Origin of the sequence: Streptococcus sp. 121 (assembly GCF_016458205.1) — a bacterium.
Taxonomy (GTDB): Bacteria; Bacillota; Bacilli; order Lactobacillales; family Streptococcaceae; genus Streptococcus.
Map to the genome: position 1 here is coordinate 1 of NZ_JAEMED010000055.1, position 10,096 is coordinate 10,096.

The window sequence follows — 10,096 nt, forward strand, 5'->3', positions numbered from 1 at the left end:
AAATCAAAAAGGATTATTGGAAGATATTGTTGCTTGCTTTTCCTATGACCAAGAGTCTGTAGTAGATTATTATGAAACTATTGAAAAAGCTCATGGTCAAATCGAAACACGAAAGTATGAAGTTGTCCACGACACTTCTTGGTTCCGAAAAGACCATCCAGATTGGCCTCATGTTCAATGTTTGGGAAAGGCTATTTGTATTATTGAGAAGGATGATAAGGTAACGCGTATCGAGCGCTATTTTGTCTTGAGTACGAAGGTATTAGCTGACGAACTAGCCAGCTATGTTCGGGGCCACTGGAAAATCGAGAGTCTGCACTGGCTATTGGATATTGTTTTCCGTGAAGACGCTAATAAAACTTTAAATAAACAGTTAGCCTTTAACCTGAATATTATCGACAAATTTTGTTTGAGTGTTAAGAAATCTTGATGTTGGTAAAGATATGAGTATGAGACGAAAGAAGTTCCATTTGAGTATGGTATTCGATAAATTTTTAAGAGTACTAATTTAAAAAAGATTCTAGCAGGGAATAAATCTACTAGAATCTTTCGTGCGTTTGTCGTGAGAGATACAGCAAAAGATTTGGGTTATCTATTTAGAGGATTAACATCGTTTCTCCACTTCTTTTACGAATAAAAGTATAACAATCGAAAGGAGAGGACGATGACAAAAAAATTAACAAAATTAGAATCGTTTCAACATAAAAATGAAGCTGTAGCTAAACTAGACTCATTTCTAGCTCACTTAATTGAGCATGGTGAACAAGGAAAAGCAGATAAATTATCCTTCTGGATTAAAGATTGGATAAACTACTTAGAGCAAGAGAAGTCCTTTAAGACAACCAATACTTTACGATACAGTAGAGGAAATATCATCAAAGCTCATCTCGGCTTTAATGTCGGCAGTGAGCAGGGAGGTCTTCATTATGCAATTGTTATTGATGCTCACAATTACCAGTCTAATCCGGTTCTAACGATTATTCCACTAACTTCAGTAAAATCATACACGGACATTACTGCTTTACGAAAAGATCAACTCTATTTAGGCTCAGAAATTTACAATAAACTCATCCACAAACTTAATCTCCTTCTAGCCGAACTAAGCTCTGTCTCACTAAGTGAATTATCCGAACAAGAAATTGAAAATTTCCAAGCAAAATTTAGTTATGCTAGAAGAATCAAAAATGAAACCAACAGAATGAAGACCGGGAGTATCGCACTGATTAATCAAGTCACTACCATCAGTAAGATGAGGATTTTTGATCCCCAAAATTCTTACGGTGTATTAAAAGGAGTTAAAATATCAGATGCTACATTAGACAAGCTTGATAAACAACTTAAACAAAAAATTTTTAAAAACTAACAGTTTATAATTGACAATCAAGAAAAATAAGCGTAAACTTTAAAACACATAGCTCCTTTGCGAGCATTGAGAAGACATAGTCCTTTACGGACATCTGCCTGCACCTAGAGGGAGCGGGCTTTTTTCTTATTCTCCACATATTCACCAGAGCAGTAACATCAACAATTTCTACTCCAGCTATCTGTTCACAAAAACATTGATTTACACACACACCTTTTAATAACTTTTGAGTTATAATTAGTAGACAGCTATCTAACTTACTAAAGGAGGGTTAAAATCATGACAAAGAACTCCGCTATTGGAAGCAACTGGCAAGACATCCAGGAGGAACTCCTATCTCCAGAAGAGATTCGAGAAAACGACTTACGAGTTGCCCTTATGCTGGAATTGATAAGAGCCCGAAACGAACAAGGACTCAGCCAACAAAAGCTCGGCGAACTCGCTGGTGTCAGCCAACCGGTCATCGCTCGGATGGAGACAGGTAAAACCAGTCCACAATTGGATACTGTCCTAAAAGTTTTAGCCAGTCTGGGCAAAACACTGGCAGTCGTTCCCTTAGATAAAGCCTAAAAAAGCATCCGTCTCAAATTCGAGACAGGATGCTTTTTTGTCCTCGTTTTTTACCAAATCTGAATGCGATCGGCTGGATCCCGCCACATGCCGTCTTGGTCAGTGATTTAGAAAATTTCAAAGTTCGACTGGGAGTAGCCCAATATCAAAGCTATTACTCTTCCTATTTCAAAAAGCAAGGACAATTCAAAATTTTGAACCTGTTTTAAAGATTAATCTCACGAATTCCAACTTCCAATACTCAATAAAGGACAAAAAGATAGTCCTTTATTCAGCATTTTTAACATATCCCTTTTTATCCAAAAATAGTTGATTCTCTCTCACTTTGGAATTTGATGGATTACCAATTAACCTAATATAACTATTCTCACCTTCAACTGTATCTACTATTGACGCATGAATTAATTGATCGTTAGAATTCTTCTCTTTATACCATGTGAAGTCAGAAAAAATATCTTCTCCTTCAATTTGAATAGAAAAATAGTCTGGCACACCAAATTTTTCAATTAATTTCCGCGGTTCATAATAATTCTCCTTATCGTTAACAAACGAGTTAATATTTTCTATTGTGAAATTTTCATAATTTCCTGTAAGAATTTCTTTTGTCCCTCCATAATCTCTCAAAATAGTTTCATCTTCTATAAGAATATAATCATCTGGATTAATCGATAGCTTTTTTAGATAGTTGATTGAGATTTCAGTCTCATCTCGAACTTCACTTGTTTTTTTCCCTGCGTCATGACCATTTGTAAAATTATTCAACAAAGCAATTATTCCCCAGACAAAAAGAAGCACCAGAAAAACTTTGGTAATTTTCAATTTCATATTAGATATCTCACCTCTAATCCCTAATATATGGATATTTTACAAATTTAATCTAACACTACTCCTAGTACATGTCAAATAATTCCTCAGTTATAAAATCTCAGCCATTTTACTCAGCAAACAGTGCATATTACTCCCCCTATTCAAACCATCCTCACCCTAATTGAACTATTGAAACCATTTATACAATTAAAATAGCTAAACGATCTTATTAAACTCTATTAACATCCCATTTAGCTCACATATAAATAACTCACATGATTTAAAATTTTATTGAGAACTGCTTGTGTTTGAGATGGATTCGCGAGATAATGTACTTGATTTTACATATCATGCCTCAATTCGTGATGGTTTTGAGTTTATAATATGCAAAGGTTTTTTATTATAAGGAGGAACCATGAAAATTTATAATAACCGATATCATGTATCAATTTTATTCGCATTAACTATACTTCTCACCACAGGAATTAGAACCCAAAATTCTCGCGCAAGTGACAAGAATATATCAGAGGAAACTAGTTCAGTATCCAAAAGTAAGATCTCAAAATCAGATACCTCCATGGATAAACATGACTACGAGGACTCAAAAACAAAAAAATCCACGCCCTCTTCATCAAGTTCCGAGAAAAAGATACCAAATAGATGGAACTCTACTAACGAAGAAATTATGGACTATATTGGATTACACATAAAAGATTATAATGACGAGGGTGTTAGACTTCGACAATCAATCAACATGACGAAGAAAGAATTTACTAATACCTATGCAAATTTAACAGTTCAGACACTTAACGAAGTATTTTCTGATACAAACATCTCTGCACAGGAAATTATTAAGAAACTCGGCCCCCCAGATCATGTAACAGTTGGACATAAAATTGAGACAGTTACATTGGAATACAAAGTTTCACAAGATGCCAAAATTTATGAATTCGAAATTAGCTGGCCGATTGGTGAAAATGACAGTGAGTTTTATAAACATGTAAAAGGAAAACCAGTAGATGCTAGCCCAAATTATCCATATTATCAGACGATTGTCAGCGATGGTAAATTTGAAGCAGCTGTTTACGACAAATAATCACGATAATTTGCTAACATGTTTTAAATACCATTATTTTCAATAACTAATTAATCTTTTTCCAAATCTTCTTCATCATTTTTTATTATAGCTTGACAAAACTAAATATTGAAAAAGCCTTCCTTGAGATCTCTCCTTTTAAACAGGGAAATGAGTTCATCTCCGTTATGTGTTTTAAAACTAGGTGACTTTGGGATAACACTCGAACGTTTAACTCAACATATCTTTTGTCTGATATGACTTCTAATAATTCAAACAAATTTTGAACCACATTATTGATCCCAACTACTTCAAACATACTAAGATTAGTAGTGAGAGAATCTTCGATGGAAGATCCTCTCACTACTTTCTCAGTTTTTAAAATTGCCCTTATGCTGGAATTGATAAGAGCCCGAAATGAACAAGGACTCAGCCAACAAAAGCTCGGTGAACTCGCCGGCGTCAGCCAACCGGTCATCGCTCGGATGGAGACCGGTAAAACCAGTCCACAATTGGATACTGTCCTAAAAGTTTTAGCCAGTCTGGGCAAAACACTGGCAGTCATTCCCTTAGATAAAGCCTAAAAAAGCATCCGTCTCAAATTCGAGACAGGATGCTTTTTTGTCCTCGTTTTTTTACCAAATCTGAATGCGATCGGCTGGATCTCGCCACATGCCGTCTTGGTCTGTAACATCGAAGGTTTGGAAAAACTCATCGAAGTTTGGCAATTGAAGGTTGACACGCAGTTTAGCTGGTGCGTGAACGTCCACGGCTGCCATCATTTTCATGAATTCTTCCCGGCCTTTCATGCGCCAGATGAGCGCGTGGTTTTCGAAGAAGGCTTGGGCGGAGTAGTCTGGGTCTTGCTTAGCTGCTTCCAGGGCTGCTGAGAGTCCGCCAAGATCCGCGACGTTCTCCGACACGGTTAACTTACCGTTGACCTTTGCGCCATAGGAATCTTGTCCTTCAAAGAGATCCACCACTTTTTGGGTTCTTTCTTGGAAGGAATCATAATCGGCTTGGGTCCACCAATTATTGAGGCTGCCGTTTTCATCGAAAGAGGCACCGTTGGTATCAAAGGCATGGGAAATTTCATGGGCAATAACGGCTCCAATTCCACCGTAATTAGCAGAGGAAGATTGGTTCAAATCATAGAATGGAGCCTGCAAAATGGCCGCTGGAAAGACGATTTGGTTTTTCTGTGGGTTGTAGTAGGCATTGACCATATGGGCTGGCATTCCCCACTCCTTATCGTCCACTTCCTGATTCCACTTGGACCAGGCGTGTTTGATGGAAACACGTCCCAAAGCTTGGGCATTCTCGAATAGAGAAAGGGCTGGATCTACTTTCTTGTCTGCATAATAAGCAGGTAGTTCTTCCGGATAACCAATGTAAGGGCGAATGACATTGAGTTTAACAATGGCCTTTTCACGAGTTTCTGGACTCAACCAATCATTGTTCTCTAAGCGACGCTTGTAAACCTCAATCATCCGTTGAATCTTAGCTTCCACATCTGCCTTTGCTTCTGGAGAGAAGTAATGCTCTGCATACCAGAGACCTAAAGCTTGACTAAATGGTCCTTGTGCCAAATAATAAGCAGCTTTTTTCGGATTCATGGGCACTGGTGTTCCAGAAAGGGCCCGACTATAAGCACCAGACAAGATCCGAATTTCATCTGTCAGATAGGCATCCGCTTGCCCAACCACTCCCAAGATCAGACCTGCCTTGAGATATGGCCAAGCTTCTTCTGAATAGAAAAGCTCAGAAGCCTTCCAAAAACGCTCTTCTGGCACAATCACCTGATCCGGTTCCTGACCAAGAATTTCTTGGAAAATATCACCTAATGGAAGCCCTGGAACCATGGATTTAAAATCCTCCCAAGCATACGGACGATAAAGTTTCGCATATTCGGATGATTCTTCACTCGAAAGGACCACGCTTGCAATCCGACGGTCCAATTCCAAACGCTTGTCGAGGAGATCTGCAATTTCTTCGTCCGTAAATGGGAATTTAGCCAGAAGTTCCTCCATAGAAGAACGCCATAGGGCCAATAATTCTTCCTTCTGGGGATGGTCTTCCGCATAATAAGAAGTATCCGGCAAGATCGTTCCAGGCGCATCTGCCCACAAAACATTAATCCGAGCATTCATAAAGTCCGGAGCGACACCAAAAGGAAGGAAATTCGGTGTCCCCGCCATCTCAAACTCCGCCAGACGCTGACGATAATCCTCATAAGTCAGGTTCTTATATTCTTCTAGGAGGGGTAAGACAGGAGCAACACCATCTGCATCCCGCTTCTCATAATCCGAAGCCAAGCGGTGGAAAGCTACAAATTCCTTCAAAACAGAATCCTCAGGTAGATCCTCACCTGCCAACCACTGATCTGTTTTCTCCAAGAACAGCTCTTCAATCTCATCCGCCAAGTCTGTAAAGCCACCTGTGCGAGCTTTGTCCTCAGGAATAACCGCAGTCGCAGCCCACTCACCATTGATCGCATCATAAAAATCATCTTGTCGACGTACCATAGGAAACCTCCATTCTTTTCCTACTATCATACCATAAATAGGCAATCCCTAACATGACATGAATGTCAGGGGGCAGTTGAATACAGACTAAAAGACTATTCTGTAGGCTTTTAGTCTGTCTACGTGACACTTGTCCATCTCCTGTGAAACTCGATTATTCAATCACTTCTTTCCGAAAAATTGTTATTTTCTTGAAAGAATACTAGAAAAAGTGGTCTTCAAAATAAAAAACAACTTAGAATCTCTCCATTAAAAACATTGATTCCAAGCTGTTTTTATGACTTTAGACTTTAGGCTTTAAGCTCAATTTCTACTAAACCTTATAAATTAGAAATTATTTCATAGACCTGCCTCATATTCTCTACTTTCCAACTTGCTTTTGAATTAAAAAATGGTAATCTTTCATCATAATATCCAATTGTTGGAATACCCGCAGCTGTCGCAGCCTCTATACCGGAATAGGAATCTTCAATAGCAATACAATTTTCATTTATTACTGAAAATTTCTTTAAGACAGATTTATAAATATCTGGATTAGGTTTACTCTCTAAAAAACACTCCCCACTTTCTATATAATCAAAATACTGATAAATATTACAAGCCTTTAAAACTTCAATAATATGTTGTTTTTTAGATGAAGAAGCAACCGCTAAACGAATATTATTTGCTTTCGCAAATTTTAAAATTAACTCTATATCCTTTCGAAAAAGTTTCTTATAGTCTATACTTCTATAACGCTCTTCACTAAATCTAGCATACTCATCTTCTATCTGACTAATAGACAACTTATCACCTATGAAATTTTGTAGCAACTTATATAGATTATAATACGATTTTCCAACTAATTGTAGTAATTCACTTTCTTCATATGAAGAGCTTGGATTAAACTTACGAATAAAATCTTTTTGTATTTGGAAATCGTAATATTCAGTGTCAACTATAACACCATCCATGTCAAATATAATCACTTCCAAAGCCATATTACTCCTCCTTAATCCAAAATTTAGTCATAATATCCCTAGGCTGATTTGATATGAACTTAGGCTTTATTCTAAAATTCCTGTGTCGAAACCAATTTACACCTATAGAATCTATATACGCTTGATTTGCTGATAAAATATCTAAATCAGAATCACCAAAAAATATTGCTTCTGATGCCTCTACACCAAAATGATTTAGTATTTTCAATAATCCTTCTTTATGTGGTTTAGAATTCTCAACATCATCATCTGAAACAAGATATTGAAATGTATTATCTAAACCAAGTTTTCTCAAACTAATCTCTAAACTTCTTTTTCCTTTACCAGTAAATATTGATAAACTTTTACTGTTTTTCTCTAAAAATAATAAAAGTTCTTTAATTTCATTGAATAACCTATCCTGAATAACTAAACTGTCATGCAAATCACTATAATTGTTATAAAACAATTCCACAGCCTCAGAGGCTTTATCCTCTCCAACAACTTTTCTGATAATATCTTCTTCGCTACCTCCAAATAATTTTTCAATATCGCTTTCATCCATCTGAATTCCACAATATTGCTCAAAAACCAGTTGGAAACATTTAAAACATAATGGCAAAGATTCTATTAACGTATTATCAAAATCAAAAATAAATACTTTTTTGAATTAATCATCATTCCTCCTCCCTGGTAAATAAATAATATTTAATATAATCTAAATATTCTTCTTCGATGTTATCCGGAAGTTCACAATAATCAAAAAATTTCAAATCAATTGATTCATCATGATCAATATTTAACATTCCACTAAATTGATTTATTTTAAACAAAGCTGTAATAACATATATTTCATCTTTATTTGTTAAAATAAAATGATATTTAGAACCTGAGAAAACATTTATTAACTCTAATCCCTCCACTTTTAAACCTGTTTCTTCAAAAACTTCCCTTACAGCAGTATCTTCTAAAGATTCACCTACTTCCAATAAACCTCCCGGAAGCCCCCATTTACCAGAAACCCTTTTTTGAAGTAACAACTTTCCATCCTGATTTTCAAGAATTACATTAGAACCAACTAAAATAAGTAAATCATTTCCTATCTTACTTCTAATACGATCTACATAACTAATATTCTGATTATTTGACATTTGTTATCAACACCTCCTTAATAAGACTACTATTTGAAGAAATTGAATTCAAAATCTCTACAATTAAATCAATATCACTCTCCTTAATATATGGATGCATTGGTAAACAAAGAATATTATTTGAAATTTGTTCAGTATTCACCAACTCTAATTTAGAAAAATCAGTATAACACTTCATCTTATGTACTGGCGGGAAGAAATAATTTCTAGTTGGAATCCCTTCTAAATTTAAACATCTAACAACAGAATCCCTATCTAGCCCAAACTCAGATTCATCAATCAAAATCGCTAAATCTTTAAATGTTGAAAAACAATTTTCTGGAATAAATTGTGTAGTAATACCTTTTACTCCTGATAATTGTTTTATATAGTAGTTCCCAATTCGCTCTCTAACATTGAGATTACTTTCTAACTCAGATAAAGACATCAAACCTGTAATAGCTGCTAATTCACCCAATCTACCATTAATACCAATTACAGTACAATCATAATCTCCTGGATTGCCGTACTCTCTTAATAGTTTAATTTTATTATCGATTTCTTTATCTTTAGTCACTACCAAACCTCCTTCCCCAGTTACAAGAGTTTTAGTAGGGGACGTACTATATACAGAAACATCACCAAATCTACCTAAAGCAGTTCCATCAATAGTACTTCCAAATGCATGAGCAGCATCAAAAATAAGTTTAATATTATGTTTTTTAGCAAATTTCTCTAATTTATATACATCTGCTGAAACTCCAAAAATATGAACACCCATTATCGCCTTAGTCTTATTTGATAAGGCAATTTCCAAATCATCAGTACTTAATGTAAATGTTTTTAAATCACAATCAACAAATACTGGATTAGCCCCAACTTTTTCAATTGCATGTACTGTAGCACAGAACGTAAAACTAGGTACAATAACTTCATCACCCTTACCTATTCCCAAAGCCTCCAGTGTTAGAATTAAACCAATAGTACCAGATGAAACTGCAGATACATAAGGTACGGATAAATATTCCCCAACTTGATCCTCATATTTTTCTAAAAATCTACCTTTAGATAAAATTCCTGTTTTAAAAACTTCATTAAAATATTCTCCATACTCAGAATCACTCAAACTTACTAACTGAGGTTTTAAAAAATTTAATGGATTATTGAAACGCGGTTCAGCACCTAAAATAGCTAAATTACTCATAATTATTCTCCTTCACACAAATCATCATTTACAAATAATCATTCTTGGCAATTTTAACATTACTATATTTAGCATCATACGGATTTAAAATTTCTCTCTGAATAATACTTTCTTTAATTTCCTCGACCCCATCCCGAATTGATTTTTCAGTAACAAAACCTATCCGTTCTATTTTGTCAAAATTAACTTTATAATTTCTGTTATCCTCCTTATCTCCGTCAAAATTTATTGGAACATTTCCAACTTCATCTGATATAATTTTCGCAATTGATGTTAAATTGTAATTTAATTTATTATTACCTATATTATATATTTCCAAACCAGGATTATAGTCATTTAGTTTTTAAATAGTATGTTATTGCATCAGTTATAGAGTCCATCTTGCGAAGTAATTCTGTAACTGATTTTTTTAGAATAGCCCAACTTTGCTCAATTGGATTTAATTCTGGAGAATACGGTGGTA

At 35.3% G+C, this 10,096-nt stretch carries 12 protein-coding genes and 1 pseudogene; 5 read left to right on the plus strand and 8 right to left on the minus strand.

The annotated features are described in order from the left end of the window. From JEQ21_RS09055 to JEQ21_RS09065, 3 genes and pseudogenes are all read left to right on the plus strand, one after another. Positions 1 to 512 (plus strand): annotated as a pseudogene (locus JEQ21_RS09055) (ISAs1 family transposase); the annotation flags it as partial. A gap of 152 nt (positions 513 to 664) precedes the next feature. Then, positions 665 to 1,363 carry a type II toxin-antitoxin system PemK/MazF family toxin gene (locus tag JEQ21_RS09060; RefSeq protein WP_199365204.1) on the plus strand — a complete coding sequence of 233 codons (699 nt, stop codon included), beginning with the start codon at positions 665 to 667 and terminating at the stop codon, positions 1,361 to 1,363. 279 nt (positions 1,364 to 1,642) lie between these two features. Continuing rightward, a complete protein-coding gene (locus tag JEQ21_RS09065) occupies positions 1,643 to 1,933 on the plus strand; it encodes a helix-turn-helix domain-containing protein (RefSeq protein WP_199365205.1) in 291 nt (96 codons plus the stop codon). Between the two features lie 267 nt (positions 1,934 to 2,200). On the opposite strand, the gene JEQ21_RS09070 is transcribed toward JEQ21_RS09065, so the two are convergent. Then, complete coding sequence (locus JEQ21_RS09070) at positions 2,201 to 2,758, minus strand: hypothetical protein (protein WP_199365210.1); 558 nt, start codon at positions 2,756 to 2,758, stop codon at positions 2,201 to 2,203. 397 nt (positions 2,759 to 3,155) lie between these two features. Here JEQ21_RS09070 and JEQ21_RS09075 point away from each other — a divergent pair, with 397 nt between their 5' ends. Together JEQ21_RS09075 and JEQ21_RS09080 are read left to right on the plus strand one after the other, a co-directional pair. Continuing rightward, entirely contained in the window at positions 3,156 to 3,836 is a 681-nt protein-coding gene (locus JEQ21_RS09075) for a hypothetical protein (RefSeq protein ID WP_199365211.1), read from the plus strand. A 326-nt stretch (positions 3,837 to 4,162) separates the two neighbouring features. Beyond that, entirely contained in the window at positions 4,163 to 4,399 is a 237-nt protein-coding gene (locus tag JEQ21_RS09080; protein ID WP_199365212.1) for a helix-turn-helix transcriptional regulator, read from the plus strand. Positions 4,400 to 4,450: 51 nt separating this feature from the next. Here the strand turns inward: JEQ21_RS09080 and JEQ21_RS09085 are convergent, their stop codons facing one another. The 7 genes from JEQ21_RS09085 to JEQ21_RS10335 form a co-directional block, all read right to left on the minus strand. Continuing rightward, entirely contained in the window at positions 4,451 to 6,340 is a 1,890-nt protein-coding gene (locus tag JEQ21_RS09085) for a M13-type metalloendopeptidase (RefSeq protein ID WP_199365213.1), read from the minus strand. A 320-nt stretch (positions 6,341 to 6,660) separates the two neighbouring features. Further along, a complete protein-coding gene (locus JEQ21_RS09090) occupies positions 6,661 to 7,320 on the minus strand; it encodes an HAD family hydrolase (protein ID WP_199365214.1) in 660 nt (219 codons plus the stop codon). A 1-nt stretch (position 7,321) separates the two neighbouring features. Continuing rightward, positions 7,322 to 7,954, minus strand: coding sequence for an HAD family hydrolase (locus JEQ21_RS09095; protein ID WP_325176133.1), 633 nt, complete (start codon positions 7,952 to 7,954; stop codon positions 7,322 to 7,324). A 22-nt stretch (positions 7,955 to 7,976) separates the two neighbouring features. Beyond that, positions 7,977 to 8,450, minus strand: coding sequence for an NUDIX hydrolase (locus JEQ21_RS09100; RefSeq protein ID WP_233340859.1), 474 nt, complete (start codon positions 8,448 to 8,450; stop codon positions 7,977 to 7,979). Continuing rightward, on the minus strand, positions 8,440 to 9,633 hold the full coding sequence (locus tag JEQ21_RS09105; RefSeq protein ID WP_199365216.1) for a DegT/DnrJ/EryC1/StrS family aminotransferase: 1,194 nt from the start codon (positions 9,631 to 9,633) through the stop codon (positions 8,440 to 8,442). The genes JEQ21_RS09100 and JEQ21_RS09105 overlap by 11 nt, the downstream gene beginning before the upstream one ends. 28 nt (positions 9,634 to 9,661) lie before the next feature. Next, on the minus strand, positions 9,662 to 9,952 hold the full coding sequence (locus JEQ21_RS09110; RefSeq protein WP_199365217.1) for an NAD(P)-dependent oxidoreductase: 291 nt from the start codon (positions 9,950 to 9,952) through the stop codon (positions 9,662 to 9,664). A 13-nt stretch (positions 9,953 to 9,965) separates the two neighbouring features. Then, a partial coding sequence (locus JEQ21_RS10335) for a transposase (protein ID WP_196967522.1) occupies positions 9,966 to 10,096 on the minus strand: 131 nt, incomplete at its 5' end.